General features: G+C 60.5%; 23 protein-coding genes and 1 tRNA gene. 14 read left to right on the top strand and 10 right to left on the bottom strand.

What is annotated here, in order from left to right; all coding sequences use genetic code 11:
- Window positions 1-7: 7 nt before the first annotated feature.
- From ACOYNB_RS04340 to ACOYNB_RS04325, 4 genes are all read left to right on the top strand, one after another.
- The gene (locus ACOYNB_RS04340; protein ID WP_422837894.1) at window positions 8-1,012 is read left to right on the top strand and encodes a class 1 fructose-bisphosphatase; all 1,005 of its coding nucleotides are present in this window, start codon (window positions 8-10) and stop codon (window positions 1,010-1,012) included.
- 50 nt (window positions 1,013-1,062) lie between these two features.
- Window positions 1,063-1,138: transfer RNA gene (locus ACOYNB_RS04335), tRNA-Thr, on the top strand.
- An 821-nt stretch (window positions 1,139-1,959) separates the two neighbouring features.
- On the top strand, window positions 1,960-2,955 hold the full coding sequence (locus ACOYNB_RS04330) for a hypothetical protein (RefSeq protein ID WP_422837893.1): 996 nt from the start codon (window positions 1,960-1,962) through the stop codon (window positions 2,953-2,955).
- Between the two features lie 14 nt (window positions 2,956-2,969).
- On the top strand, window positions 2,970-4,007 hold the full coding sequence (locus ACOYNB_RS04325) for a hypothetical protein (RefSeq protein WP_422837892.1): 1,038 nt from the start codon (window positions 2,970-2,972) through the stop codon (window positions 4,005-4,007).
- A 289-nt stretch (window positions 4,008-4,296) separates the two neighbouring features.
- Here the strand turns inward: ACOYNB_RS04325 and ACOYNB_RS04320 are convergent, their stop codons facing one another.
- Window positions 4,297-4,797, bottom strand: a complete 501-nt coding sequence (locus tag ACOYNB_RS04320; RefSeq protein ID WP_422837891.1) for a flavodoxin family protein — start codon at window positions 4,795-4,797, stop codon at window positions 4,297-4,299.
- A 239-nt stretch (window positions 4,798-5,036) separates the two neighbouring features.
- Between ACOYNB_RS04320 and ACOYNB_RS04315 the strand changes: the two genes are divergently transcribed.
- The 5 genes from ACOYNB_RS04315 to ACOYNB_RS04295 are packed head-to-tail and all read left to right on the top strand — an operon-like array spanning window position 5,037 to window position 13,403.
- Window positions 5,037-5,978 carry a DHH family phosphoesterase gene (locus tag ACOYNB_RS04315; RefSeq protein WP_422837889.1) on the top strand — a complete coding sequence of 314 codons (942 nt, stop codon included), beginning with the start codon at window positions 5,037-5,039 and terminating at the stop codon, window positions 5,976-5,978.
- Window positions 5,979-5,980: 2 nt separating this feature from the next.
- The gene (locus tag ACOYNB_RS04310) at window positions 5,981-7,207 is read left to right on the top strand and encodes a response regulator (RefSeq protein ID WP_422837888.1); all 1,227 of its coding nucleotides are present in this window, start codon (window positions 5,981-5,983) and stop codon (window positions 7,205-7,207) included.
- A 1-nt stretch (window position 7,208) separates the two neighbouring features.
- Window positions 7,209-11,192, top strand: a complete 3,984-nt coding sequence (locus ACOYNB_RS04305; RefSeq protein WP_422837886.1) for a response regulator — start codon at window positions 7,209-7,211, stop codon at window positions 11,190-11,192.
- Between the two features lie 13 nt (window positions 11,193-11,205).
- Complete coding sequence (locus ACOYNB_RS04300; protein WP_422837885.1) at window positions 11,206-12,615, top strand: exonuclease domain-containing protein; 1,410 nt, start codon at window positions 11,206-11,208, stop codon at window positions 12,613-12,615.
- A gap of 11 nt (window positions 12,616-12,626) precedes the next feature.
- On the top strand, window positions 12,627-13,403 hold the full coding sequence (locus ACOYNB_RS04295) for an alpha/beta hydrolase (RefSeq protein ID WP_422837884.1): 777 nt from the start codon (window positions 12,627-12,629) through the stop codon (window positions 13,401-13,403).
- 27 nt (window positions 13,404-13,430) lie between these two features.
- Here the strand turns inward: ACOYNB_RS04295 and ACOYNB_RS04290 are convergent, their stop codons facing one another.
- The 9 genes from ACOYNB_RS04290 to ACOYNB_RS04250 are packed head-to-tail and all read right to left on the bottom strand — an operon-like array spanning window position 13,431 to window position 21,376.
- Window positions 13,431-14,309 (bottom strand): alpha/beta fold hydrolase, encoded by an 879-nt coding sequence (locus ACOYNB_RS04290; RefSeq protein WP_422837883.1) that lies wholly within the window; start codon window positions 14,307-14,309, stop codon window positions 13,431-13,433.
- 53 nt (window positions 14,310-14,362) lie between these two features.
- The gene (locus ACOYNB_RS04285; protein WP_422837882.1) at window positions 14,363-14,788 is read right to left on the bottom strand and encodes a nuclear transport factor 2 family protein; all 426 of its coding nucleotides are present in this window, start codon (window positions 14,786-14,788) and stop codon (window positions 14,363-14,365) included.
- A gap of 19 nt (window positions 14,789-14,807) precedes the next feature.
- Entirely contained in the window at window positions 14,808-15,581 is a 774-nt protein-coding gene (locus ACOYNB_RS04280; protein WP_422837881.1) for an SDR family NAD(P)-dependent oxidoreductase, read from the bottom strand.
- 16 nt (window positions 15,582-15,597) lie between these two features.
- A complete protein-coding gene (locus ACOYNB_RS04275; RefSeq protein ID WP_422837910.1) occupies window positions 15,598-16,104 on the bottom strand; it encodes a DUF3833 domain-containing protein in 507 nt (168 codons plus the stop codon).
- Window positions 16,105-16,148: 44 nt separating this feature from the next.
- Entirely contained in the window at window positions 16,149-17,405 is a 1,257-nt protein-coding gene (locus ACOYNB_RS04270) for an MFS transporter (protein WP_422837880.1), read from the bottom strand.
- A gap of 4 nt (window positions 17,406-17,409) precedes the next feature.
- Window positions 17,410-17,982 carry a chalcone isomerase family protein gene (locus ACOYNB_RS04265; protein WP_422837879.1) on the bottom strand — a complete coding sequence of 191 codons (573 nt, stop codon included), beginning with the start codon at window positions 17,980-17,982 and terminating at the stop codon, window positions 17,410-17,412.
- Between the two features lie 18 nt (window positions 17,983-18,000).
- Entirely contained in the window at window positions 18,001-19,272 is a 1,272-nt protein-coding gene (locus ACOYNB_RS04260) for a class I SAM-dependent methyltransferase (RefSeq protein ID WP_422837878.1), read from the bottom strand.
- Complete coding sequence (locus ACOYNB_RS04255) at window positions 19,269-20,045, bottom strand: DUF1365 domain-containing protein (protein WP_422837877.1); 777 nt, start codon at window positions 20,043-20,045, stop codon at window positions 19,269-19,271. Before ACOYNB_RS04255 ends, ACOYNB_RS04260 begins: the two co-directional genes overlap by 4 nt.
- 20 nt (window positions 20,046-20,065) lie before the next feature.
- Window positions 20,066-21,376: an NAD(P)/FAD-dependent oxidoreductase gene (locus ACOYNB_RS04250; protein ID WP_422837876.1), complete on the bottom strand. Its 1,311-nt coding sequence runs from the start codon at window positions 21,374-21,376 to the stop codon at window positions 20,066-20,068.
- 112 nt (window positions 21,377-21,488) lie between these two features.
- Here ACOYNB_RS04250 and ACOYNB_RS04245 point away from each other — a divergent pair, with 112 nt between their 5' ends.
- The 5 genes from ACOYNB_RS04245 to ACOYNB_RS04225 all read left to right on the top strand — a co-directional run bounded on the left by ACOYNB_RS04245 (window position 21,489) and on the right by ACOYNB_RS04225 (window position 25,798).
- Window positions 21,489-22,109 carry a TetR/AcrR family transcriptional regulator gene (locus ACOYNB_RS04245; RefSeq protein ID WP_422837875.1) on the top strand — a complete coding sequence of 207 codons (621 nt, stop codon included), beginning with the start codon at window positions 21,489-21,491 and terminating at the stop codon, window positions 22,107-22,109.
- Window positions 22,110-22,154: 45 nt separating this feature from the next.
- Complete coding sequence (locus ACOYNB_RS04240; RefSeq protein ID WP_422837874.1) at window positions 22,155-22,535, top strand: hypothetical protein; 381 nt, start codon at window positions 22,155-22,157, stop codon at window positions 22,533-22,535.
- A 100-nt stretch (window positions 22,536-22,635) separates the two neighbouring features.
- A complete protein-coding gene (locus ACOYNB_RS04235) occupies window positions 22,636-24,054 on the top strand; it encodes a TolC family protein (RefSeq protein WP_422837873.1) in 1,419 nt (472 codons plus the stop codon).
- Window positions 24,055-24,064: 10 nt separating this feature from the next.
- Window positions 24,065-25,441 carry a multicopper oxidase family protein gene (locus tag ACOYNB_RS04230; protein WP_422837872.1) on the top strand — a complete coding sequence of 459 codons (1,377 nt, stop codon included), beginning with the start codon at window positions 24,065-24,067 and terminating at the stop codon, window positions 25,439-25,441.
- Window positions 25,442-25,456: 15 nt separating this feature from the next.
- Entirely contained in the window at window positions 25,457-25,798 is a 342-nt protein-coding gene (locus ACOYNB_RS04225; RefSeq protein WP_422837871.1) for a copper-binding protein, read from the top strand.
- Window positions 25,799-25,826 lie beyond the last annotated feature (28 nt).

Here is a 25,826-nt window from a genome sequence, read left to right as displayed (position 1 = left end):
CAACATCATGTCCAATCGAATCAGTCTGACCCGGTATCTGATCGAGCAGCAACGTGGCGAGGCCCAGATCCCGGCCCAACTGCGCTTGCTGATCGAAGTTGTGGCCCGCGCATGCAAGAGCATCGCCATCAGCGTGAACAAGGGCGCGCTGGGCGACATCCTGGGTAGCGCCGGCAGCGAAAACGTGCAGGGCGAAGTCCAGAAGAAGCTCGACGTCATCGCCAACGAAGTGCTGATCGAAGCCAACGAATGGGGTGGTCACCTGGCCGGTATGGCGTCCGAAGAAATGGACGACATGCACGCGGTGCCCAACCGCTACCCGCAAGGCGAATACCTGCTGCTGTTTGATCCCCTGGACGGCTCGAGCAACATCGACGTGAACGTGAGCATTGGCACCATCTTCTCGGTGCTGAAGCACAAGGGCGGCGATGTCAGCAACGACAGCTTCCTGCAACCCGGTACCGAGCAAGTGTGCGCTGGCTACTGCGTGTACGGCCCCCAAACCACCCTGGTGCTGACCGTGGGGCAGGGCGTGGCCATGTTCACGCTGGACCGCGAGCAAGGCTCGTTCGTGCAGATTGCCGACCAGGTCCAGATCCCTGAAGACACCAAGGAATTCGCCATCAACATGTCGAACATGCGCCACTGGGATGCCCCGGTCAAGCGCTACATCGACGAGTGCCTGGCTGGCAAGGAAGGCCCGCGCGGCAAGGACTTCAACATGCGCTGGATTGCCTCGATGGTGGCCGACGTGCATCGCATCCTGACCCGTGGTGGCATCTTCATGTACCCCTGGGACAAGCGCGAGCCGAACAAGCCCGGCAAGCTGCGCCTGATGTACGAAGCCAATCCCATGAGCTTCCTGATCGAGCAGGCCGGTGGTGCATCGACCAACGGCCGCCAACGCATCATGGAATTGCAGCCGACACAACTGCACGAGCGCGTGGCCGTGGTGTTGGGTTCGAAGAACGAAGTGGAACGCGTGACCGCGTATCACCTCGAAGCCAAGTGATTCAGTGTTGAACAGGCCCAAAACCTCATGCTAGAATTTTGGGCTTGGAAGCCGGTGTAGCTCAGTCGGTAGAGCAGCTCATTCGTAATGAGAAGGTCGAGGGTTCGATTCCTTTCTCCGGCACCATCTGATCAAAAAAGGCCACCTCTGTGAGGTGGCCTTTTTCTTTGCCTAACGCCCCAAGCCCAAGCGTTGTCGCAGCTTTTGATACTTCTCGTGCTTGCGATAGAGCGATCTTGATGTGGTTATCAGGGTCATGGGTTCTTGCTTGCCTGTTTCGCGGCAAGTCACCATGAACTCCAGTCTGAAGCCGCAGCACGTACCCTGCGGCTCATCTTGCTTTCTGCGGGTGTATCTGGGCTTTTTCATGCTCGCTTATCTCCCGGGTTGGTGACGTTTTCAGCGGCAACTTTAGTCTCAGTAGTGCTTTAGAAAATGACGATCGCGTGTGGGACGGCTTCGGGCTGAGAGTTGCCGGCCTGCCCCACTCCCTCGGACGACTGCTTTCGGCCGGAAAGAGTCATTTGATTGGTATCCCGGGGGGGGGCCTTCAACGTATCAGATTGGTGAGTGCCAAGACTTTGACTAAATGAACGAATGATCTCGCTAGGCTTTTACAACATCGACTAGTTCAACCGCACCATATGGATTCAGATACCTCGAATTTTCACGGCCAACTAGAACTGATATGCTAAGCTACTTTCTCAGATAATTAGCTGTAGTCTTTTTTGCGTGGCTTTGCGCTACTTCGCCTTGCACTTTCCTTGGGGGCTTTGCTGACAATGGATTTTCTACACGACAACCGAACGGACTGTCTGTCTGTGCTTCTAAAGATGACTACCGGTGCATATTTGTCTTTGGCAAAGACTGCTCATGCACAGCGTGGTGGCATTTCAGGGCAGCGAGATGTACTTAAGACGACTACTGCGAAGCGGATACGTGACAGAATGATTTCGGATATTCGTGCCGGCGCAGTTTTGCCGCCGGTCGTAATTGGTGTGGTTGTCAGCCAAGAAATATTTGGCCAAGGAAAATCCGGCCAACTATGCACAAATGATGGATTTTTGGAAGCTTTGTCTGGGCATGAGTTGACGATTATCGACGGAATGCAGCGAACAGCAGCTCTGATCGACGCTAGTGAGATTGATGCGGATGTTCTCACAAATGAAATGCGTGTTGAATTTTGGGTTGCTCGATCGGTTAGGTCACTTGTGTATCGGATGTTGGTGCTCAACACTGGTCAGGTGCCCTGGACTCTCACTAGACAACTGTCAGTGGTTTACTCGCCACTTCTGGATGAAATTAAGGAACGTGTCAGAAACATTGAACGTATCTTTTATCCTGATAAGCCGGGCAGGCGAGTCAACAGCGGTCAGTTTAGTTCGGATGCCTTGGTAGAACTCTATCTCGCATTTTCATTGAGAAAAACGAACGTCGATGCTAAAGAAACACTTTCCGAAGAGTTCTCAAGGCTGGATTTCGTCGACAACCTAGCTGATTCTGGTTTCCAAGATCATTTTTACAGTTCACTCTCGGCTTTAACTGCTCTCGATCGTGCATTTGATCGATACGAGGATGCTAGCGGAGGTCGCTTTTCACGCGGAAAGGATGTTTTTGGTAGCCAGCCGGCGCGGATTGGATTCACTGTTGCAGTTGCACAGCACGTACTCGGCCGTCCGGGCCTAGACAGAGAGGCTGAAGACAGATTGCACCGAATGAAGATAATTAGTGAACAAGCGAATTCTCTTGTGGAAAGGCTTACTCAAATTAATCGGGAAGAACTTGGAGAATTCCTCCGGCTTGACGTCTTGAGTGAAATTCTAGATAGAAAAGTTGGTCAAGTTGGTCGCTACGAGCGGAACGTATTTTTTGAGGCCTTCAAGGTGCTCATTGATGAGCGTTTCGACGTCCCGAACATGGAGCCTTGCTGGCGAGCGAGCTAATGAGTTCTCGGAACATGATTGATGCACATAGACGTGTCTTCTCGTCTATGGACATATTTTGCGCGGAGCGAAATGACCCCGTCAAAAACGCTGGAGCCGACCGCTGGACCGCTACCTCCAAGGGGCTGGATAAAGAACGATTGCTTTTCGCAAAATTGCAGTCTAGCTTATCTTTCGCGGATACCTTGAAGATTGCTCGCTTCGATCACGACGAGAAATCCTTGTTTTTCACTGTAGGCCTGGAGCTTCCTGATGAGATTGATTTTTTGCAAGAAGAGGATTTGAGTGGTGGTGCATTGACGCTAATTCTTAGCGAGCTTTCTCCGCGGCCGGTCAAGTCAACGTCGGAAATTCGTAATATCGTTGAGGCTGAAGATAAAAATTCAACGACTGGGTACAAAGGACACTCTTACGCATCAATTGCAAGTTTGTTTCCGGAGATCAGATGCTTTTCCACTAAGAAGTTGGCTGAAGACGAGACGAATCGTGTTTTCTTTTTGTTGTGTCTTTCCGCGACAGCTCGTGGAATGCTGTGGATGAACTCTCGACTTCGTGAAACACTGACTTTGATTGCGGAACTGAGCCCTGTCGCAATACCGTATCGAACTTTGTGTCGCTCGGTCTTCGATACCGATCCTAGTGCGTTGTTTATGGCGTTGTATCGGTGCTTAGAGGCACTTTATGCATACTCTCACACTACCAGTCTCATAAATAGACTAGGCATTGATGAACCTTGGAGTAATGTTGCGCAGATTTTGGAGGAAACTCTAAGTTGGCGTCCGCGTGAGGAGCAAAGTTTGGGGACCTTGCTGCGTCATGCAGTGCCGAATGACCTGCGGGCAATATTGTCTGCGATGGGTGAAGGTGACCTCGAGGACGGGGATATTGTAAATCGGGCGACAAAGCGAATTTATAATCTTAGAAACTCCTTGGTTCATTATCGTCCATTTCACCAGAGTTTCCATCCGGAGTCAGTGGATTGGAATGTATTGTGCGAGGCTACCGCCTTGCTGGTATTGCATGTATATCACTCTACTATTACAAGCAAATGAAGCAAATAGGTTGAGGATAGTCGGGGTTATGGAAACTGCAAGGTGCTCCGCAGTTGGATATAACCCCGCGTACTCAATCGCGTCAACACCCATCCCCTAAGGAGTCTCAACGATCAAGTCTCCAGCAGTCCAATTTTTATTGACGGCTTTAGACGACCGGTATTTGCCGAGAACTGATCTACGTGAGGCCCAGCTCAACGAGAGCAACCGCTGCAAAGCGGTCGCCTAGCCCGCTGATCCCCCGGGATCGAGTCTATTGAGCATTGCATCACTCGCGCCGCTCAACCCATCAAAACACCCCCATCCCCACCCCACACGCCAGCGCTTTACCCAACTCCGCGCAGCGCTGTAAATCCCCTGTATCAATCACCTTGGGCGCGGCAATGGCCTCAGGCGTTTGCGCCCGCGTGCACACGATCACCGGTTCGGCCACGCACTTGAGGCGCCAGCCGGTGGCAATGCGGTCCAGTTGCCGCACGGCGTTGTGGCCGTCGCTGCCGGCGCACACCATCACGGCATAAGGGCGGCCGTTGATGCGGTCCAGGGCGGGGTAGTAACAGCGGTCAAAAAAGTCTTTCATCTGGCCACTGATGGCGGCCAGGTTCTCGGGCGTGGCAAAGAGGTAGCCGTCGGCCCCCAGCACGTCGGCAGGCTGGGCTTGGGCTGCGTGCAGCACGCGCACCGTGAGGCCGGGTTCTGACTGCGAGCCCTGATGGGCGGCATCCACCATCTGGCGTGTGCCGCCAGTCATGGAGTGGTAGACGATGAGAAGCGTCTTGTTGGAGGTCATGGTGCAAGCATAGGGCCACGGCTGCCCACAGTTGTCCACGTTTTCTGTGGATAAGTTTGTTGGCAAGCATGGGGCAACGGTCCGCGCCCTAGGGGCGGGGCTTAGCTTGCTTAGAAATGAGGCAATTTTTGCCGGACTGGATGGATCATTCCGCGAGGGAGGAATCTCGATGCGGGCATCTACCCTTTACCATCAAGGGTTTTGATACCCATCAGGCGGCGCTGGCCGCCCGGAACGCTGTGAGCACTGGCCTCTTTACCTCTTTGCCCGGACTGGCGGTGACCCCGTCGAAGGATGATCCCAACCCGCTGGTGCTGTATCACGGCAAGTGCCCCGATGGCTTTGGGGCCGCCCTGGCTGCCTGGCTGTACTTTGAAGGGCAGGGCGAATATGTGGGTGTCAGCCACGGCAAGGTGACGAGCCTGGAAGACCTGCCGCCGGTGGACGGCCGCGCGGTCTACATCCTCGACTTTTCGTTTGACGCAGCCCTGATGCAAGGGCTGGACGACAAGGCGGCCAAGTTGGTCATGCTGGACCACCACAAGAGTGCGGCGGACCGCCTGGGCCAGTTCAAGTGCCGCTGCGGTGCGGTGCACTTTGACATGAGCCAGTCGGGTGCCATGCTGGCGTGGAAGTTCTTCCACCCCGAGAAGGCCGTGCCGGACCTGATCCGCTACATCCAGGACCGTGACCTGTGGAACTGGGCGTACCCGGAAAGCGCCGCTTTCCTGGCCGCGCTGGATCTGGAGCCGAACGAGTTTCCCCGCTGGGCCGAGATCGCGGCGTTCACGCCCGAGCAGTCGGCAGCGTTTTACCAGCGTGGCACGGCCATGAACGAGAAGTTCCTGGCCCTGTGCCGCGACATCTCGGAAGGTGCGGCACCGCTCACGTTTGACGGCCACCAGGGCGTGATGGTCAACTGCCCCGGCGCGTTCACCAGCGAGGTGGGCAACATGTTGTCGGCGCAGGTGGGCACGTTTGCGCTGCTGTGGAGCGTGTCGAAAGACGGCACCGTGAAGGTGGGCCTGCGGGCGCAGCCTTCGTTCAACGCCATTCCGCTGGCCGAGGCCATGGGCGGTGGCGGGCATCCACAGGCATGTGGCTTCCGCATGGGCCCCGAGCGCTTGACGGAGTTGCTGACGGGCGTATTCTGGTCAACGACACCACCTGCGGGTGAGTAAGCATGACAGACCTGATCCAGGATGACGGGGCGGATGGCACGCGGATGACGGTGCTCGTGGTGGATGACACCCGCGAGAACCTCACCGTGATTGGGCATTTGCTGCGCCCCTGGTTTCAGGTTCGGGTGGCCAATTCAGGCCTGCATGCTTTGCAGGCCATTGAAAAGGGGCCCCGGCCCGACCTCATCTTGCTGGACGTGATGATGCCCGGCATGGATGGCTATGAGGTGATTGAGCGCCTGCGCGAGCAGCCTGAAGGGCGAGACATTCCGGTCATCTTTGTGACCGCACTCGACACCGATCAGGATGAAGAGCGTGGCCTGATGCTGGGTGCGGTGGACTATGTGACCAAGCCGATCAAGCCGGCCTTGCTGCTGGCGCGTGTCCGCGCACATTTGGACCTCAAGCGAGCGCGCGACCAGTTGGCCCGACAAAACGCCAGCCTGGATGCCGAAGTGCATCGCCGCATGGCCGAAAACGAGTTGATCAAGGACGTCAGCCTGCACGCGTTGGCGCTGCTGGCTGAAAAGCGCGACAACGAAACGGGCAACCACCTGTATCGAACGCAGGGCTACGTTCAGATTCTCATCAAGCATTTGCGGGATCACCCGCGCTTCAGCGTGGCGCTGCAAGACCCGCTCACGCGCGAGCAGATCATCAAGGCGGCCCCTTTGCATGACATTGGCAAGGTGGGTGTGCCGGATGCCATCTTGCTCAAGCCCAGCAAGCTGGATGTAGATGAGTTTGAGGTGATGAAGCGCCACACCCTCATCGGCGCCGAAGCCGTGGGTGAGGCCATTGAACGGGTGAGCGCACAGCACGCACGATTGCGTGGTGCAGGGGGCCTTGAAGCGCACCCTTCGGCCTTGAAGTTTTTGATGGTGGCCAAGCAGATTGCGGGCAGTCACCACGAGCGCTGGGATGGCTCGGGCTACCCGGAGGGTTTGAAAGGCGAAGACATTCCTTTGCCGGCCCGTTTGATGGCGGTGGCCGATGTGTTTGATGCTTTGTTGTCCAGGCGTCATTACAAGGGGGCGCTGCCGCTGGAACAGACCCTGGACATCATGCGAGAAGGCCGCGGGACACATTTCGATCCGGATGTGCTGGATGCCTTCCTGTCCCACCTGGATGAGTTTGTGCGCGTGGCACAGCTCTACGCGGACGAGTCCGACGCGGCCAGGGACACTTTGCCAGATGCTTCAGACAGTGTGACTGGTTCGGAAAATTGACATGACCTCAGCAGTAGAGAGGCAATCTTCACGGTCGAAGCTGGTTCGATTCGTGGTGCTGTTTTTCGTGCCCGTGGCGGTGGCCTTGATGGCGGGTGCCGGGCTGAATCAGGCTTTCCTGATGCAGGTGCGCGATGCACGCCAATCCTCGGAGGTGCAGCGCGCCAAAGCAGCGCAGGTGGCCGCAGAAGCGGCTGCCGTGAGCCATGAGCTGTTGCTGGTGCATCAGCAGACCATGCAGGCTGTGGAGGACGCGTCCGGCGGCACCATGGATGCCGCGCAGGCGCGGCATCTTCACAGGCATGCGGTCGAGCAACTCGGCAGCATCGATCAGAAGATGCTGCGCTTGTCTCAAACGCCTGAGAGCCAATTGGCGATGGACAAGCTGAACGAGGCGCGCCAGTCGCTGGTGGTGTTCAAGCAGGCCATTCTGACGACGACGGAGTTGTTGCCGGCGCGTGTGGCGCAGGCCGAGTCTTATCTGGAGCGCGCAGAAAATGCCTACGTGGCCTACGCCGTGCTGACAGATGAGGCCGAAGACATTTTGTCCAGCCGTGTGCGCTTGCTGGCGCAGCAGCAGGAGCAACTGCTCAACGACTACACCCGCAAGCTCAGCTGGCTGAATGGCGCTGTGATGCTGGTGATGTTGCTGGGCTGGCTGCTGGTGGCGCTGGCCTGGGCGCGCAAGTTGTCGAGCTTGAGCATCATCTTGCGTCGTGCCCTGGAGGGTAAGCAGGCTGACCCCGATGCCTTGGCGCATGTTCAACGTCTGGCCAAGTCCCCCCATACCTTGATGGGTGAGATGGCCCAGACGATGGAAACCTTGCGCCATGAGCGCGAGGGCCGTCGAGCCGCTGAAGAGGCGCTGGTGGAGCAGGGGGACCTGCTGACCAGCATCGTGAATCTGTCGCCCATTCCCATCGTGGTGCTGGACATCGAGTCGCGGCGGTTCTTGAGCTTCAACGAGGCGGCCAGTTCCTCGTTGGGCTACTCGGTGGACGAGTTCCAGCATTGCGGCTTGTCTGATGTGGCGGGTGGGCGTTCGCCCGATGATCTGAATGTTTTGCTCGATGAGTTGCTGTCGTCGGGCGGCGGTTCGTTTGATGCGGTGGGGTTGACCAAATCTGGTCAGCGGCGCGATTTTTCGATTTCGGTGCGTGTGCTGACTGTGCAGGGCAAGTCGGTGCTCAGCGCGGTGTGGACAGACATCACCGAGCGCAAGCAAAACGAGCGCAACCTGGACCAACTGCGGCGCGATCTGGAAGCCAGCGTGTCCGAGCGCACGGCCCGACTGGAAGAAGCCAAGAGTGAGCTGGAGGTACGTACCGATGCGTTGCGCCGTGCGCACGACGAGCTCAATGCCATTTTTGAGGCCGCGACGGTGGGCATCGTGGTGGTGCACGAGCACAAGATTTTGCGGTGCAACCGAATGCTGGAAATGATTTTCGGTGCGCCGGTGGATGGTTTTGTGGGGCAGACCACGCGCGTGCTGATGCACACCGATCGGGATTATCAGGAAACGGTCCAGATGATCGACACCACGATCAGCCGGGGCGACGTTTATCGCAACGAGCAGTTGATGCAGCGTCGCGATGGCTCTACCTTCTGGGCGCGGATCAAGGCATCGCGGTTTGCATTGGGCGATGCCGACAATGCCATCATCTGCATCATCGAAGATGTGAGTGCAGAGCGCCGTGTGGCGCACGAGTTGCAACAGGCCAAGGATCAGGCCGAGAGCGCCAACCGGGCCAAGAGTGCCTTCTTGGCGAACATGAGTCACGAGATCCGCACGCCCATGAACGCCATCATCGGGTTCACGCACTTGATGCAACGAGACGAGCTCAATGCAAGGCAGTCGCAGCAGGTTGAAAAGGTGCAGGCGGCGGCCACGCATTTGCTGTCGGTGATCAATGACATCCTTGATTTCTCGAAAATCGAGGCCGGCAAGATGGTGCTGGAGGAGACCGACTTCGAGCTGGAGGCGGTGGTGTCGCATCTCTTTGCCATGACCACCGACAAGGCCGAGGCCAAGGGGCTGGAAATGGTGGCCCGCATTGATCACTTGCCTGCCGTGCTGCATGGCGATGGCGTGCGGCTGGGGCAGGTGCTGCTCAACTACGTGAGCAATGCGGTGAAGTTCACAGCCAAGGGCAGTGTGGTGCTGACGGGTGAGGTGGTGAAGCGGGATGGCGCCCAGGCGCGCATTCGCTTTGAAGTGACAGACACAGGTATTGGTTTGAGCGAGGCGCAGCAGCGCGGTTTGTTCTCAGCCTTTCAGCAGGCGGATGCGTCGACCACGCGCAACTTTGGTGGCACGGGGCTGGGGCTGGCCATTTCTCGCAAATTGGCCGAGTTGATGGGCGGTCAGGTCGGCGTGCGCAGCCAGCCTGGCGTGGGCAGCACCTTCTGGATCGAAGTGCCCTTGACGGTGGTGACACCTGCCGTGCATCCCACAGCCATTCATCTCTTGGCCGACAGCCGTGTGCTGGTGGTGGACGATGCCGCTGTCTCGCGTCAATTGCTGGCAGGCATGGTGGAGCACCTGGGCGCAAAGGTGGATCAGTCAGCCAGTGGGTTCCAGGCGCTGGAGGCAATTTATCACGCGGATGCCGAAGGCCAGCCCTATCGGCTGGTGTTGACCGACTGGCTCATGGCCGGGATGACAGGGGCAGAGTTGCTGACCAACATCCGTCGATCCAAGCTGTCGCATCAGCCTCCGTGTTTGCTGGTGTCGGGGTCGTCTGGTAACCCGGCGGAGAGCCACGAGGATTTGAGTCAGTTTGCCGGGTTCTTGCACAAGCCGGTGATGCCGACTTTGCTGGCGTCGACGGTGGCGCAAGCCTTGAACCTCCGGTTGGCGGGTGCAACGACGGGTGCGCAGGCCGAGCATGCACAGGCCTTGCCGAGGTTTGCGCCGGGGCATCGTGTGCTGCTGGCCGAAGACAATGTGCTCAACCAGGAAGTGGCCATGGCGCTGTTGTCCAGCATGGGTCTGGATGTGACCGTGGCAGAGGACGGCGAGGACGCCCTGAAGGCGTTTGAAGAGGGCAGTTTCGACCTGGTGCTGATGGACATTCAGATGCCGCGCATGGACGGCCTGGAGGCAACCCGTCGCTTGCGTGCCATGCCGCAGGGCAAGGTGGTGCCGGTGCTTGCCATGACGGCCAACGTCTTTGCCGAGGACCGGGCGCAAGCGTTGGCCGCCGGCATGAATGACATGATCATCAAACCCGTTGAGCCCCATTTGATGGCGCGTGCCCTGATGACCTGGATGCCGGTACACAACCCCAATGCGCCGGCCCGCACCGGTGCGGCGGCGCGGCCGCAGGAGTTTTCTCGTGCGGGACAGGTGCTGGATGCTTTGACGCACCAGGTGGCGCTGGACCAGGCGCGTGGCCTCAGCGCGTGTTTGGGCGATCGGGACAAGCTGTGGCACTTCCTGCAGATGTTTGCCGACGACCATGCCGAAGACGTGCTGCTGGCACGTCGTGAATGGCAGGGGGGGGACATGGCCTCTGCACAGCGGCGGATTCACACGCTGAAAGGGTTGGCGGGCACGCTGGGCTGGATCGATCTGCAAGGCGAATCGCTGTCGCTGGAGCAAATGCTCAAATCGGGCGCGACACCACAAGCCATTGAGGCGGGACTGAACGAGTTGGCGCAGCGCTTGGATCGCATCGTCAGCGCGACACGTCATGCACGCAAGCTGTTCGTGCATCAAGACGTGCCTGCAGCCCCGGTCATTCAAGGGGATCTGGCTGAGCCGCTGCGCACGTTGCGACGCTTGCTTCTGGCAGACGATCTGGATTCGGTAGACGCGTATCGGCGTATCCAGCCCACCTTGATGTCGGTGCCCGGATTGGATACATCGTTGGTGCGTCAGCTCAGCACGGCCATTGAAGATTTTGCTTTTCCGGATGCCATCAGCGCCTTGGATCAGTTGATGTCGAGCGAGCCCTTGCTGGGCTTGCTGCGCGTGCATTGAGGAACAGCACAGCATGGCACGTGCGAATCAACCCATGGTGTTCGTGGATCTGGAGACCACCGGGGCCACGGCCACGGTGGATCGGATCACCGAGATCGGCATGGTGGAGGTGGACGAGGATGGCGAGGTGCATCAGTGGTCAACCCTGCTGAATCCTCAGACGCCGATCCCGTCTTTCATCCAGGGGCTGACGGGTATCACCGACAGCATGGTGGCCGACGCGCCGCTGTTTGAATCCGTGGCCGAAGAGGTCATGGCCCGCTTGCATGGGCGCCTGTTTGTGGCACACAACGCGCGCTTTGATTACGGCTTTCTGAAAAACGAATTCAAGCGCTTGGGGCTGACCTTCAAGGCGCCTGTGTTGTGCACGGTGAAGCTGTCGCGCAAGCTGTATCCCCAGCATGCCAAGCACAGCCTGGATGCCTTGATCGAGCGGCACGATTTGCACATGCCGGCCCGGCATCGCGCCTTGGCTGATGCCGATGTGTTGCGGCAGTTCTGGCAAATGCTGGAGCGTGACGTTGCTGCCGATGTGCTGGATCAGGCTGTGTCCGAGCTGACCGGGCGCAGCAGTTGGCCCACACATCTGGACCCTGCGCTGCTCGACGACTTGCCAGAGAAGCATGGCGTGTACCTGTTTTACGGCGACAACGATTTGCCGCTGTACATCGGCAAGGCCAATAACTTGCGGCAGCGCATCTTGTCTCACTTCAGTGCCGACCATCGCCTGGCCAAGGAGATGAGCTTGTCTCAGCAGGTGCGTCGCATTGACTGGATTGAAACGCCGGGTGAAATGGGGGCGTTGCTGACCGAGGCCAAGTTGATCAAGCGCTGGCAGCCCATTCACAACCGGCGTTTGCGCCGCAGTGATGAACTGTGTACATGGCGCTTGCTGCCCTTCCGTCATCACGATGAAGAGGGGCTGCGCCCCGAGTTGGCATGGGCCCGAGATCTGGATTGGGGGCGGCAAGACGCGGTGTATGGCCTGTTTGGCAGCCAGCGCGATGCGCTCAAAACCTTGCGTGAATTGGCTGAGGATGCCCAACTGTGCCTGGCCACCATGGGCTTGGAGAAGGTGCAAACCGGACGCCCGTGTTTTGGCTACCAGCTCAAGCGATGCAGTGGTGCATGTGTGGGCGAGGAGTCGCTGAGCGCACACACAGAGCGTCTGCAGCGTGTGCTGGCCGACTGGCAGGTGCAGGTGTGGCCATATGGCGGACCTGTTGCGGTGAAAGAAGGCGCAGCCTGGCATATTCTGGATGCGTGGTGCTATCTGGGCACGGCCCGTTGCGAGGCGGATGTGGCCCACTTGCTGGCGCAGGGACGCCCAACGTTTGACAAGGATACGTACAAGATCCTCGTCAGTTGGTTGCCAAAAATGGTGGTCGAACCGCTGGAGACCCAGCGTGAGGCATTGAGCTGAGGAGACTCGTTATGCGGCGTGGGTGGCTAGGCTTGTTGTGGGCGTTGATGCCCGTGCTCGTGATGGCGCAAGGCAGCATGTCCCGCATCCCTACGCGCACTGGTGTCACCACGGCTGTTTTCTGGGCGACTGCGCAGGCGGCCACTCAAACGGTGGTGCTGTTTCCGGGTGGGGGCGGTGGCTTTGGTCAAGTCGTGGACGGCTGGCCCAGCAGCAACAATTTTTTGGTGCGAAGCGGACGTGGCTTTCTGGCCCAAGGCATGAATGTGGCGATCTTTGGGCGTGCCAGTGATTTGCCGGCAGAGGGCTATCAGAGTGGCGACCGCATCACCGCGTCTCACATGGAAGATGTGTCGGCCGTGCTCGCGTGGGTCCGCGCCCGAAGCAATGCCCCGATTTGGCTGATCGGTACCAGCATGGGCACGATTTCGGCCACGGCAGCGGCCATCAGCTTTCCGGATCAGGTGGCGGGGATGGTGTTGACCTCAAGCATCGTGAATGTGCGACGCCCGGGCGCGGTGCCCGCACAGGATTTGGCCAAAGTGCGTGTGCCGACCTTGGTGGTGCACCACCGCCATGATGCGTGCGCCATCTGCTACCCCACCGATGTGCCTTTGATCATGAACGGTTTGACCCAGGCGCCGGTGCGGCAGCTGAAGTGGGTGGAGGGCGGCAGTGAACCGTCAGGCAACCCTTGCGAGGCTTTGCACTATCACGGCTTCATCGGGGTGGAAGCATCGACCGTGGACCTGATGGCCAAGTGGATTCGACAGCCGACCGGCGATTGACGTCACCACCAGCGGGTGGCACAGCCCTTAGGCTGACAGCAAAAATTGCCGCACACGTTGTGCGGTATCTGCCGGGGTTTCTTGCATGAAGCAGTGCGTCCCCACGACCTCTTCGGTGCTGACGTGGCGATTGACTTTGCGCAGACGGGCTGCGCCTTCCAGCACAAAGGGGAAGGTGTCGTTGCCGTGAATCAGGTGCGTGGGCGTGCTGATGCGGCCCAGGTGTCCCCAAAGCTGCTCTGGCGCCGAGCTGAAGATTTCTGCTTCACGAGATGGGCGGCATTTGAGCTCCACCCCGCCATCGTCTGCAGGCTTGAGCGCATGTTGCACAAAGGCGTGCAGGGCCTCGGTCGTCCAGGTTTTGTAGACGCCCCGGTGGCGGAGTTGCTCAAAGGCCTCTTCGCGGCTGGTCCAGTGGTGTCGACGTGCGCGCGCACTGCGTGCCAGCGGCGACAAGCGGGCGGTGTTGGTCAGGGTTGCAAGGGTCACGCCCAGGATCATGGCCGGCGAAAACAGCACGGGGTCCAGCAGCACGGCACGTTTGAACTGACGAGCGTGCTGCCCCAGGACCAGACTGGTCAACACGCCACCAAAACTGTGTCCCAGCGCGTAGTGGTCGACCTTGGCAAAGGCCTTGCCTTGCTGATGCAGGGCTTCCATGGCCAGCTCGGCATTGCGGTTCCAGCCGACAAACGGCCCGCCATGATCGCTGTCGCCATGACCTTGGGCATCAAACAGCCACAGGTCAAATTCGTGGCTCAGGTGCTGCAGCATGGGCGTGTAGGTGCGACCGCAAAAGCCATTACCGTGCATGAAGTGCAGCAAGGGCTTGCCGCTTGGCGGGGTGTGCCAGCCGCGCAAAGTAAAGCCTTCGCGCGCGGTGTGGGTCCACTGAATCAACTGCATGGTCAACAAGGCCTGTCAAACGGAGCCCAGATTGTGCCAATAAGTGAGACGCCTTACCGGGTGGCAGACAGTCTCCGAGTCAGCCAGCGGACGAAGGCGCCCAACACGGGCACTTTGCTGTAGAGCTCTTCTGCGGGATCCCAGTAGTCGCGGTGCAAGGACACGCGGCCTTGTGCGTCAAACAGGATGCGGGTGGCGCCGTGGATCACGAGCGGTGCATTGGCGCGCTGGAGACGGAAGTTCCAGGTCAGCCAGGCTTCGTCGCCTTGGGTGTGTGTGCTCAGCACTTCAAAGCGGGGCTCGGCGACGGTGTCGAACATGTGCGCGAACACGCGGGTGATGTCGCGGTGCCCTTGCACATCGTTGAACGGGTCTTTGAAACGAGCCTCGGTCGCGTAGATGTCAGGGATCTGCGCCAGGCTGGCCGGGGTGATCGATGTGTAGAACTGCGCGATGCGAGCGGTGCGGGGATCGGTCATCTGTATGGGGCCTTGAGGCTCAAAGCCCCGTGAATTGGCGAACAAGCGGGAAGTACAGCCGGTCGGGCAGCAGGCGCATCAGTTTGAGCCACCAGGTGAAGCGTTTGGGGAAGTGGATCTCCAGATCGCCAGACGCCCAACCCTTCAAGATGGCTTGTGCCGCATCCGCTGGGCGGATCAAGGCGGGCATCTTGAACTGATTCTGCGCGGTGAGCGGTGTGGCCACAAAGCCTGGGTTGACGATGGAGACGCCAATGCCCTTGTCGTGCAAGTCGAGGTACAGGGTGTCGGCCAGATGTTGCAGGGCGGCCTTGGTGGGGCCGTAGGCCATGGACTGGGGCAGGCCTCGGTATCCGGCCACGCTGGCGACCAGGCTGATGTGACCGTGGCCCTGGCGCTGCAAGATGGGCAGGACCACCGAGAGCATGTTCAAGGCGCCGGTGACGTTGACCTCCTGATGGCGCAGGGCTTCGGTCAGGTCAAAGTTGGTGGCGCGCATGGCCTTGTAATGGCCTGCGCAGTACATGACCAGATCCATGCGTCCCGCGGCCTGCACGATGGCTTGAGCAGCTTGTGCCATGGCGGCTGCATCGGTCACGTCCAGCGGCAGGGCCGTGCTGCCAGGGTGCTGTGCAGCAAAGGCGTGCAGTGCGGTCGCGGACCTGGCCGAGACAAAGACGGTGGCGCCTTGCGCGTGCAGCGCGGCCGCCGTGGCTTCACCAATGCCACTGGATGCACCGATAAGCCAGACGACCTGACCCGGCCACTGATGGATGCGAGGGTTCATGGACATGATGGGGCTCCAGACCTCAGAGCTTGGTGAACGACAGCGTGACCTCACCGAGCTGGATGCCGAACTTGCTCATGATGGCCTTGTTCAGCATCGTGCGTTCGTCGATGAGGTACATCCAGTCCTCGAAGTTGACGTGCCAGACGCGATCGTCAACCGGGAGTGCCAGGGTGTAAGACCACTGCAAGGCGTTGCCCGCACTCTGCCCCTGCGCCGTCCCCACCACGTCGTCGGCTCGGCCCTCGTAGCGGCCACCGCCGAGGTCGGTCAGTCGCCAGATGCGGCGTTGTGTACTGCCATCGCTGTAGGTGAATCGCTCGTCCAGCGTGCCTTGCGTGCCGTTCCATTGGCACTGGATGTCCACCACAAAGCGCTTGACCACCTTGCCTTGGCGATCGGTGAAGATGCCTTGCGCGCGGACGGGGCCGTTGAAGTAAGTGCGCAGGTCGAGGGTGGGCGTCTCGCTGGCGTAGTCCTGCACCTTGGGGCCCGCGCAGCCAGTGAGCCCGAGCAAGGCGAACACCATCAGCCAAGCATGCAGGTAGGGCTTCAGGGCAATTGGCAGTCGAATCATGACAGTCCTTTCAGTACAGGGTGACGTCGCGCCCCGGCCCACAGCAAGGCCAGCGCCACGAGTTTGAACAGGCAGGGCAAGAGCCCATAGCTCAAGGCCAGCGCGAGTTGGTCGGTGTCGGATCGACGCGCCGTGACGTAGCCGCTCCACTCGAGCAGTGGCAATGCAAGACCGGATGCCAGTGCCAGATTCAGCTTGTTGGCACTGGTCCACCAGCCAAAGAAGCTGCCTTCAGCCTGTTGACCCAGGCCAGAGCGGTGAATGAGGTGGGTCAGCAACGCGCCCGGCACGGCCAGATCAGCACCCAGCGCCAACCCGGTGAGTGCGCACACGATGGCAAATGCGGTGGTGTCACCGGTGCGCAGCCAAGGCACCGCGCAGAAGGCCAGCACGCTGGTCGCCATGCCGAGCATCCAGACACGGGCCAGGCCCCAGCGCCCAATCAGTCGCAGCCAAAGGGGCATCCCCAAGCCCGCCGCCACAAAGTAGATCAGCAGGAAGGCTGGCTCCCAGGTGGGGGCGTTCAGGGTGTCACGCACGAAGAAGGGCAGCAGCGTGGCCGGGATGGCACTGGCCGTGCCGTTGAACAGAAAGACCACGAGCAGGGCATTGAATGCAGGCAGTTGCCATGGCTTGGGCAATGGCGGGCCGGCGGGTAGGCTGTGATTGACGATGGGCGCTGCTGCTGCCACGTGCGCGGTGCGTTTCAGGCACAACAAGCCGATGCACAGCAGAACGATCAGGGTGATGCTGAGTACGGTGTAGCCCAGCCACAGTGGAAGCAGGCTGGCTGCAATCACGCCCAGCAATGCCGAACCTTCACGGGCAGAGACCCATGCTGCTTGCGCTTGAGGGCTGCCACCCCAGCGTGCAGCCCAGGTCATGTGAACCATGGACACGACGCTGAAGCCGATGTACGTGCACACCAGCATGCCTGCCAGCCAGAGCCACAACGCCGTGGGGCCCATCTGCCACGGCATCCACAGCGCGGCAAATCCGATCCCCACGGTGATGGCGCCGACCACGGCGACGTGCCAGGCCCGTAGTGTGGAGTGGGCAAACAGGCGATCAACCCAGCGGCCGATGAAGGGGTCGAGTGAAGCATCCAGCAGCCGGGTGAGCAGCAAGAGCAAGCCCAGTGAACTTAGAGCCAGTGCGTAATGCTCTGCGTAATAGCGTGGCAGGGCCACATAAAGCGGCAAGGACAGAAAGGCCAGTGGGGCCCCCAGCAGTCCGTAGTGCCACGTACGCATGATGTCAGTCCTGCAAGCCGAGCAGGCTCAAGCGCAAACCAGGGGCAGACGTCTTGGGTGACAACCAGATGCCAAAGAACAGGCGTGCATAGTCCTTGTCTTGAATGGCTGCCGTCTCTTTGCCATTGAAATAAAAGCGCACGCCGCCTTTGCCGTCATGGACGCCGGTGAGTCGGTCGTTGGCTACCACGCTGGGGAAGGCCTGGTTCATCAGGGCTTGCCATTGACGGGCTTGTGCATCGCTGAAATCGCCCACCCGGCGCATTTCCGCAATGGAGCGCTCAGCGATGGCGGGCCCATCCAGCTTGCGTGCGTACGCCAGTTCCAGCGCGAAGGGCGACTGCTCGTAGCGATTGGGGTCGAAACTGCTGGCCGTCCAGAGTCTGGCTTCATACACCTGAAGTCCAAAGAAGCGCAGCGTGGCGCGGCCCAGCAGTTGACTCTTGGGGAGCACGGTGCTGGTTTCTGGCGGTGCGCTGGTGGTGGTCACAGTCATGGCATGGGTGTTGGTGAGTGTGATGGCCGCCAATGTGCCGATGGCTTGGCGGCGAGAAAGGGGCGGGCGCGAGTGATGCATGGTGTGTGCACTCCCTGTTCAGTCAGATCGGCGCAGTGTGAACTGCATGACATCGGTGTTGCCGTGTTCGAAGGCTGCTTCGCAGTAAGCGAGATAGAAGGTCCAGATGCGAACAAAGCGTGTGTCGAAGCCCAGTCGGGCGACATCGTTTTCACGCTGCAGGAACGCATCGCGCCAGCGACGCAGGGTCTCTGCATAGTCGTGGCCAAAGGCCAGTCGCCGCTCGACGATCAGACCGGCTTGATTCGCCATGGCCTCAAAGCGGCTGGGGCTGGGCAGCATGCCGCCTGGAAAGATGTACTGCTGAATGAAGTCGGTCGACCGGCTGTAGCGGTCAAACAGATCATCCCGAATGGTGATGGTCTGGACACAGGCTTTGCCGCCAGGCTTCAAGCAGCGTTTGAGGGTGTCGAAGTAGCTGGGCCAGTAGGCTTGCCCCACGGCTTCGAACATTTCGATGGAGACGATGGCGTCAAACGGTTCGTGCTCGTGTGCCGTTGCCAGGTCCCGATAGTCCTGGTAGCGCAAGTCGGCCAGCTCGGCGCGGCCGGACTCCGCCATGCGCGTGCGTGCCCAAGCCAGTTGTTCACGCGACAGCGTCACTCCTGTGACATGGGCGTGAAACTGCTTGGCAGCTGTTTCGGCAATCGCACCCCAGCCGCAGCCAATCTCCAGCACGCGGGAGCCTTGCTGTACGCCGGCCTCGGTCAGTGCGCGCATCATCTTGGCGACTTGTGCGGCCTGCAGGTCGGCGCTGGCCCGTTCGGCGCGGGGGCGCTCTTCAAACCATGCGCTCGAATAGTTCATCGAGGGGTCCAGCCACAGGCGGTAGAAATCGTTGCCCAGGTCGTAGTGCGCGTGGATGTTCTTGGCGCTGCCTTTGCGCGAGTTGCGATTCAGGGCGTGCTTGATGCGGTAGAGGAGGGCACCCCACCACGAGCCATAGACGACTTGCTCCAGATGCTCACGGTTCATGATGAACAACGACAGCAAGTCGGTCAGATGGGGGGTGCTCCAGTCTCCATCGATGTAGCTTTCGGCAAAGCCGATGTCGCCGGACTTGAGGGTGCGTTCAAACACCCGCCAGTTGTGCAGACGAATCGTGCCCCGAGGCTCGGCGTCTTCAGCGTGCGAGGTCGTTGGGAAGTGGCTGACTTGTCCGTCTGGCCACTGAATGGTCAGACGTCCATGGGCGAGCTGATCGAGCAGTCGAAACACAGTGCGAGCCGCAGCAGGCGCATCGGCAGGCAAGCTGGGCTTGACGGTGGCGGTGTGGATGGCAGTGGTCATCGTGTGATGAAGCGCTCGGGCGCATCTGGTTTGTGAAAGAAGGGGACCCGCTTGAGCAACAGTTGCAGGGCGTGCCAGTGAATGCGCACCACCACGCCCAGGGTCATGAAGGGATGTGTCAGTGACGTGCGCCACGCTGCGGCGCGTGTGTAGGGCTGCAGCGCACCGCCGATGCTGGTTTGCACCAGCGGGCCGCCGGCATCGTGCAAATCAATGCGGGCATGAATGCGCTGAGGTGTTCGGGTGAAGCAAAAGGTGTAGTGGCCTTCGACCGAGTTGAACGGCGAGACGTGAAACACCTTGTTGGCTTGAATGGGACGACCCCATGCGAGGTCCGGGCCGGTCAGAAGATAGCAATGCCGCTCACCGAAGGTGTTGTTGACTTCGGCCACCACGGCGGCCAGGCTGCCATCGCGGCGCTCAGCGATCCAGAAGCTCACTGGCTTGAAGGTGTGGCCCAGCACGCGTGGATAGGTCAGCAGCCAGATTTCGCCATCGGCATCGTCGATGCCTTCGTGATGCAGCAACTGTTCGATCCAGCGCAAGGCGTCAGATTCCCGGTGGCCATGGTCCTGGTCCCAAAAGGACATCAACCCCCACTTTTTGCGAGGGATCGGCCAACCGTGGTCGCGACCCGCCCTCATGGGCAGAAGCACGAAATAGCTGCTGTGGCGAAACGCGTGCCGAGCCGGACGCAGGCGCTGATGCCAGACATGCCCCACGCCCAGCAGGGCTTGAGCTTGGTCTGGAGGGGGGATGGCGGTGTCGTCCATGGTTGGCATCCAGAGCGGACTCAGGCGGCTTGGCGAACCGCTGCCTGCAGGGTGGCGTTCAGGTCTTGTGCTGCGCGCAGGCCGGCCTGGAAGCCGTCTTCGTGGAAGCCGTAACCACACCAGGCGCCGGCATACCAGGTGCGCTGCAGCCCTTGAATGGTGTGCAGCGTGCGCTGCGCATCGATGGCGGCCTGATCGAAGACAGGGTGGTCGTACTCGATGGTCTGAATGACCTGATCGGTGCGGGGTTCACGCAGGGGGTTGAGCGACACGATCACCGAGCGCTGCCAAGGCAGGGGCTGCAGGCGATTGATGAGGTAGTGCAGGCAAACGGGGGCATCGTGGCTGCCTGAATTCACCGCCCGCTCGTAGTTCCAGGCCGCCCAGGCCATGCGACGCTTGGGCAGCAGTGTTTCGTCGGTGTGCAGGACGGCACGGTTCGGCTGGTAACGAATCGCGCCCAGAAGGCGGGACTCTTGCGGGCTGGCCTGATGACCCAACAAGCGCAGGGCTTGGTCGCTGTGGCAAGCCAGCACCACCCCATCGAAGCGTTCGTTGCCGTTGGGTGTGTGCACGATGACCTCGTCAGACAGGCGCGTCAGCGACGTCACGGGGGTGTTCAGTCGTGTGTCGGGCAAGTGCTGAAGCACCTTGCGGACGTATTCCCGCGAGCCACCTTTCACGGTGAACCACTGGGGGCGGTTGGCCACTTGCAGCAGGCCATGGTTGTGGCAGAACCGAATCATGGTGGCCATGGGGAAGCGCAGCATTTGCTCGGTCGGGCACGACCAGATGCAGGCCACCATGGGCAGGAAGTAGTCTTCTTTGAAGGCTTCGCTGAACTGATGCTGGTCCAGAAATTCGCCGATGGGCTGCCGCAGCGCCACGTCTTCACCGCGTTGTGCCAGCGATGTGGTCAAGCTGTTGAAGCGGACGATGTCCTTCAACATCGACCAGAAGCGAGGGCTCAGCAGGTTGCGGCGCTGCGCAAAAACGGTGTTGAGGGAGCTGCCGCTCCACTCGAGGTGATCTTGCGCACGGCCTTTGCGGGGGCTTTGCACCGAGAACGACATGTCCGACGGGGCGCAGGCCACATTCAGTGTCTCGAACAACTGAATCAGGCCCGGGTAGGTTCGCTCGTTGTAGACCAGAAAGCCGGTGTCGACACCGTGCGTGACACCGTCCAGTGTCACGTCCACCGTGTTGGCATGCCCCCCGAAATGCGAGCCGGCTTCGAACACGGTGATTTGGTGAGCGTGGTCTGCCTGAGTGAGGTGCCAGGCGGCACTCAGCCCGCTGATGCCTGATCCGATGACAGCAATACGCGACATGGTGGGTCCTTTGAACTTTTTGGTTCTTTGTTTGAACTCGTTAGTTCAAATAATAACCAATTGGTATCCACTGTGCACGAATGGGTATTTTTTGTGGGCGAGGCCGCCTACAATGCCGTGCATGGCGCGTCCTTCTTACAAAGAACAAATGCAGCGCTTCCGCGAGGAGGCCATCGTTGAGGCTGTCAATCGCTTGTTGGCCACCAAGGGCTACGACGCCATGACGGTCGATGAAGTCGCCGCCGAGGCGGGCATGGCAAAGGCCAGCGTATACAAGCACTTCGCGTCGAAAGAAGACCTGGCGGCAGCAGCCATGGTGCGGGCACTGGATCGGGCGCTGGCTTTTGTGGATGACCTGCGTGCGCAAGTCAACGTGCCGGCGCTGGATCAACTCAAGGCGATCGCCCGGTGGGCCATGCAGGCACAACTGGCGGGTGAGATGCCGGCCTTGCCGTCACAGAATTCGTCGCTGACGGCCACGCTGCAGGCCAATGACGACTACATGGACCGTCTGATCGACCTCAGCAACAAGATCAGCATCTGGATTACGCAGGGGCAGACCAGCGGGCAACTCAACCCTGATTTGCCGCTGGAGATGATCATGTACATCCTCTTTGCACGGGCGTGCGATCCAGTGGTGGCCATGCTCAAGGCGTCAGGGCAATACACCGACGACCAGATCCTGGACTGGGCCACCACCACGACCTTTGGTGGCCTGGCGCCCCAACGCTGAGCGTCGCGCGCTACACTGATGGCTCACTTGCCTGCCATGTGTGCCATGACGGTTGTCCGCTTTGTTCTGACTTTGCTGTTGGCGATGTTGCTGCCGGTCGGTAGCGCATGGGCCAAGCATTGCCATGAGACAGGGGCGGTTGCGACACATGTGGTGGCGCACACTGTTGCATCCAGCACGGCGTTGGCCATGCATGAGTCCGCAGCGGTGCCCAGCATGGTTTCCTCGTCACGGTACGCGTGCCAGCATGCCGGGCACGGTGGTTGCCATGCCATGTCCGGGGCGTGCTGCGTGGCCTGTCCTGCATCGGTGGCCACACAGGTGCCGACCTTGAGTGTGCGGTCACAGACGGTGTTTCCGCCCTTGTCGACGCCACCGCTGGCTTTTCTGACCGACGGACCGGATCGCCCCCCCAGAACTTGTTGATGCCACCTCCCTCCGCCAACCGAGGGACTTGGGCCCTGCGCCGCGCGCAGGATCTGGCCGTGCGTGCACCTGCACATGGGCCATTGAACAAGTTTTCATCATGCAAACATCTTTGTGGATGTCCGCAAGGCCGCTCTTTCTGAGCTTGGCTGTGCTGACCCTTGCAGGCTGTGCCAGCCTGTCTGACGATGGCGGGACTGGGCCCGTCCGTCAATTGACCCAGGCGAGACTGGGCACCGCCGCGACACCGCCGCGTACAGAGGTTGACCGAAAAGTCAGTCAGGCGCGCGTCGCCGAGTTGCTGCAGCAACCCCTGTCGCCGGACAGTGCTGTTGAAATCGCCTTGTTGAACAGTCGGCAACTGCAGGCCCGTTATGCCGCATTGGGCGTGGCCGAGGCGGATCGGGTTCGAGCCGGGCGCTTGGCCAATCCCACCTTCAGTTTTGGTCAGCGCAGGGGGGATGGCGAAACCGAGATCGACCGCGGCCTGATGTTCAATGTGCTGGGCTTGCTGACCGTGCCATTGAATGAGCAGGCTGCCGCGCGCACGCTCGAAAGAGGCCAGTTGCAGTTGGCCGCCGACACGGTTGATATGGCGCACGAGGCACGACGTGCCTACATGGATGCGGTCGCCGCGCAGCAACTGTGGGCGTATGCCCTGCAAGTGCAGGACGCGGCCGATGCTGCAGCCGAACTGGCGCAGCGCATGCTGGCTGCGGGGCACTTCAACAAGCTCGACCAGATGCGTGAACAGGCGTTTGCTGCGGATGCGCGGTTGCAAGTGACACGGGCTCAGCATGAGGTGACGGCGTCGCGCGAGCAACTCATTCGGGTGCTGGCGCTGGATGCCGCGCAAACCGCATTTCAGCTGCCGGCTCGCTTGCCGGATTTGCCCGCGCACGTCGCGCCGGCTCAGCACGCCGAGCAACAGGCGCTGGATCAACGCCTGGATGTATTGATGGCCAAACGCGCCGCCGAGGCCACGGCCGCTGATCTGGGGCTGACACGCCGTACGCGCCTGATCAATGTGCTGCATGCGGGCTACCAGAACGCCAGCACCACGGGCGCCAGCCTGAGCCAAGGCTACGAAGTGGAGTTGGAGTTGCCGCTGTTCGACTTTGGCGAGGCCCGAGTGGCCCGTGCCGAAGCACTGTACATGCAGTCTGTGCATCAGGCCGCGCAGGTGGCCATTCAGGCGCAGTCTGAAGTCCGCGAGGCGCACTCGGCCTACCGGGCCGCTTACGCGCAAGCCCGGCATTACCAGGACGAGGTGGTGCCCTTGCGGCAGCGCATCTCGGACGAAATGCTCCTTCGCTACAACGGCATGTTCAACAGCGTCTTCGAGTTGCTGGCCGATGCCCGCGAGCAGGTGCGCAGCGTCACGGGGGCGGTGCAGGCCTTGCGCCAGTTCTGGCTGGCCGAGTCACAACTGCAAACCGCGGTCTATGGCCGAGGGGGCACCCTGACCGGACTGGGTGAGGCCTCCACCACGGCCACCCCATCCACCGCCACGCACTGAGGAGATCACCATGAGCAACCGTCGAGGTTTTTTCAAGACTGCGGGTGCCTCCCTGCTGGGCGCAGCCACGGTCAGCCGCGTCAGTGCGGTATCCCTACCTGAACTGGTATCGCAACCCTCACCCCTGACCGAGGAGCCACCCCCGCCGCCCAACGGGCGACCGTTTCAACCCATGGTCACCCTCAACGGCTGGTCGCTGCCCTGGCGCATGAAGGATGGCGTCAAGGAGTTCCATCTGGTGGCCGAGCCCGTGGTGCGTGAGATCGCACCGGGCATGACGGCCCGGCTATGGGGCTACAACGGACAAAGCCCCGGCCCCACCATCCAGGCGGTAGAAGGCGACCGTGTGCGCATTTACGTCACCAACCGCTTGCCCGAACCCACCACCGTGCACTGGCACGGCGTGCTGTTGCCCTCGGGCATGGATGGTGTGGCCGGCCTGACCCAGCCCCCCATCGGGCCCGGCAAGACCTGGGTCTACGAGTTCGTGCTGCAGCGCTCGGGCACCTTCATGTACCACCCACATGCCGACGAGATGGTGCAGATGGCGATGGGGCTGATGGGCATGTTCATCGTGCACCCCAAGAACCCGGCACAGCACAAAGTCGATCGGGACTTCGGCTTTTTGCTCAATGCCTACGACATTGACCCCGGTGCCATGACCCCGCGCGTCAATACCATGCTCGACTTCAATCTGTGGACCTGGAACAGCCGAGCCTTTCCCGGCATCGATCCCCTGGTGGCCCGCACCGGAGACCGGGTGCGCATCCGTGTGGGCAACCTCACCATGACCAACCACCCCATTCACATGCATGGCCCGCACTTTGAAGTGACCGGCACCGATGGTGGCTGGGTCCCCCCCACTGCACGCTGGCCCGAAGTCACCACCGACATTGGTGTGGGCCAAATGCGTGCCATCGAGTTTGATGCAGTGGCGGGCGACTGGTCGCTGCACTGCCACAAGTCGCACCACACCATGAATGCCATGGGACATGGCGTGCCCAGCATGATCGGGGTGGACCAGCGTGATGTGGCCCGCAAGATCACCCGTCTCATCCCCGACTACATGGCCATGGGGCAGCACGGCATGCACGAGATGGCCGAGATGGAGATGCCCTTGCCTGACAACACCCTGCCGATGATGACGGGGCAGGGGCCGTTCGGTGCCATTGGCATGGGCGGCATGTTCAGCGTGATCAAGGTGCGAGACCACCTTCGCAAGGGTGACTACCGCGACCCCGGCGACTACGCCCATCCGCCCGGCACGCTGGCGCGTGAGGTGCACGTCGACACTCCAGCGCCTGTGCGTGCCCCTTCCGTCCCCGCATCGTCGGACACGCTGAACGTTCGCAAACCCCAAGGTCACGCCGACCATGCCGGCCACTGACATCGGGAGCCCATCATGATTCAACACCTGTTGTGGACCTTCGTGCTGGCAACCTGCGCCACACTGGCGCACGCCCAAACGGCCGAGGCCCCTCACGACCACGGCGGCGAGGCGACGCACGACCATGCGGCACACGAACTGGCCGATGGCGAAGTCCGCAAGATCGACCTGGCGCAAGGCAAGCTCACGCTGCGTCATGGGCCCATTGCCAGCATCGACATGCCACCGATGACCATGGTCTACAAGGTGGCACAGCCCGCCTGGCTCAAGGGGCTGAAAGTGGGTGATCACATTCGCTTCCAGGCGGCGCAGATCAAGGGGGCGTATGTGGTGACCCAGATCGAGCCGGCGCATTGAGGCCGCATGTTCTGATCCCCAATGAAAA

Source organism: Aquabacterium sp., assembly GCF_049317225.1.
Lineage (GTDB): Bacteria > Pseudomonadota > Gammaproteobacteria > Burkholderiales > Burkholderiaceae_C > Aquabacterium.
The sequence above is the reverse complement of the archived record's forward strand: the minus strand, read 5'-3'. Positions and strand labels throughout refer to the sequence as shown.

Bases quoted from the DNA above. Each gene is read 5' to 3' on its own strand.
- ACOYNB_RS04340 (WP_422837894.1), top strand. From the start codon at position 8: ATGTCCAATCGAATCAGTCTGACCCGGTATCTGATCGAGCAGCAACGT.
- ACOYNB_RS04330 (WP_422837893.1), top strand. From the start codon at position 1,960: ATGATTTCGGATATTCGTGCCGGCGCAGTTTTGCCGCCGGTCGTAATT.
- ACOYNB_RS04325 (WP_422837892.1), top strand. From the start codon at position 2,970: ATGATTGATGCACATAGACGTGTCTTCTCGTCTATGGACATATTTTGC.
- ACOYNB_RS04320 (WP_422837891.1), bottom strand. From the start codon at position 4,797: ATGACCTCCAACAAGACGCTTCTCATCGTCTACCACTCCATGACTGGC.
- ACOYNB_RS04310 (WP_422837888.1), top strand. From the start codon at position 5,981: ATGACAGACCTGATCCAGGATGACGGGGCGGATGGCACGCGGATGACG.
- ACOYNB_RS04305 (WP_422837886.1), top strand. From the start codon at position 7,209: ATGACCTCAGCAGTAGAGAGGCAATCTTCACGGTCGAAGCTGGTTCGA.
- ACOYNB_RS04300 (WP_422837885.1), top strand. From the start codon at position 11,206: ATGGCACGTGCGAATCAACCCATGGTGTTCGTGGATCTGGAGACCACC.
- ACOYNB_RS04295 (WP_422837884.1), top strand. From the start codon at position 12,627: ATGCGGCGTGGGTGGCTAGGCTTGTTGTGGGCGTTGATGCCCGTGCTC.
- ACOYNB_RS04290 (WP_422837883.1), bottom strand. From the start codon at position 14,309: ATGCAGTTGATTCAGTGGACCCACACCGCGCGCGAAGGCTTTACTTTG.
- ACOYNB_RS04285 (WP_422837882.1), bottom strand. From the start codon at position 14,788: ATGACCGATCCCCGCACCGCTCGCATCGCGCAGTTCTACACATCGATC.
- ACOYNB_RS04280 (WP_422837881.1), bottom strand. From the start codon at position 15,581: ATGTCCATGAACCCTCGCATCCATCAGTGGCCGGGTCAGGTCGTCTGG.
- ACOYNB_RS04275 (WP_422837910.1), bottom strand. From the start codon at position 16,104: ATGGTGTTCGCCTTGCTCGGGCTCACTGGCTGCGCGGGCCCCAAGGTG.
- ACOYNB_RS04270 (WP_422837880.1), bottom strand. From the start codon at position 17,405: ATGCGTACGTGGCACTACGGACTGCTGGGGGCCCCACTGGCCTTTCTG.
- ACOYNB_RS04265 (WP_422837879.1), bottom strand. From the start codon at position 17,982: ATGCATCACTCGCGCCCGCCCCTTTCTCGCCGCCAAGCCATCGGCACA.
- ACOYNB_RS04260 (WP_422837878.1), bottom strand. From the start codon at position 19,272: ATGACCACTGCCATCCACACCGCCACCGTCAAGCCCAGCTTGCCTGCC.
- ACOYNB_RS04255 (WP_422837877.1), bottom strand. From the start codon at position 20,045: ATGGACGACACCGCCATCCCCCCTCCAGACCAAGCTCAAGCCCTGCTG.
- ACOYNB_RS04250 (WP_422837876.1), bottom strand. From the start codon at position 21,376: ATGTCGCGTATTGCTGTCATCGGATCAGGCATCAGCGGGCTGAGTGCC.
- ACOYNB_RS04245 (WP_422837875.1), top strand. From the start codon at position 21,489: ATGCCGTGCATGGCGCGTCCTTCTTACAAAGAACAAATGCAGCGCTTC.
- ACOYNB_RS04240 (WP_422837874.1), top strand. From the start codon at position 22,155: ATGACGGTTGTCCGCTTTGTTCTGACTTTGCTGTTGGCGATGTTGCTG.
- ACOYNB_RS04235 (WP_422837873.1), top strand. From the start codon at position 22,636: ATGCAAACATCTTTGTGGATGTCCGCAAGGCCGCTCTTTCTGAGCTTG.
- ACOYNB_RS04230 (WP_422837872.1), top strand. From the start codon at position 24,065: ATGAGCAACCGTCGAGGTTTTTTCAAGACTGCGGGTGCCTCCCTGCTG.
- ACOYNB_RS04225 (WP_422837871.1), top strand. From the start codon at position 25,457: ATGATTCAACACCTGTTGTGGACCTTCGTGCTGGCAACCTGCGCCACA.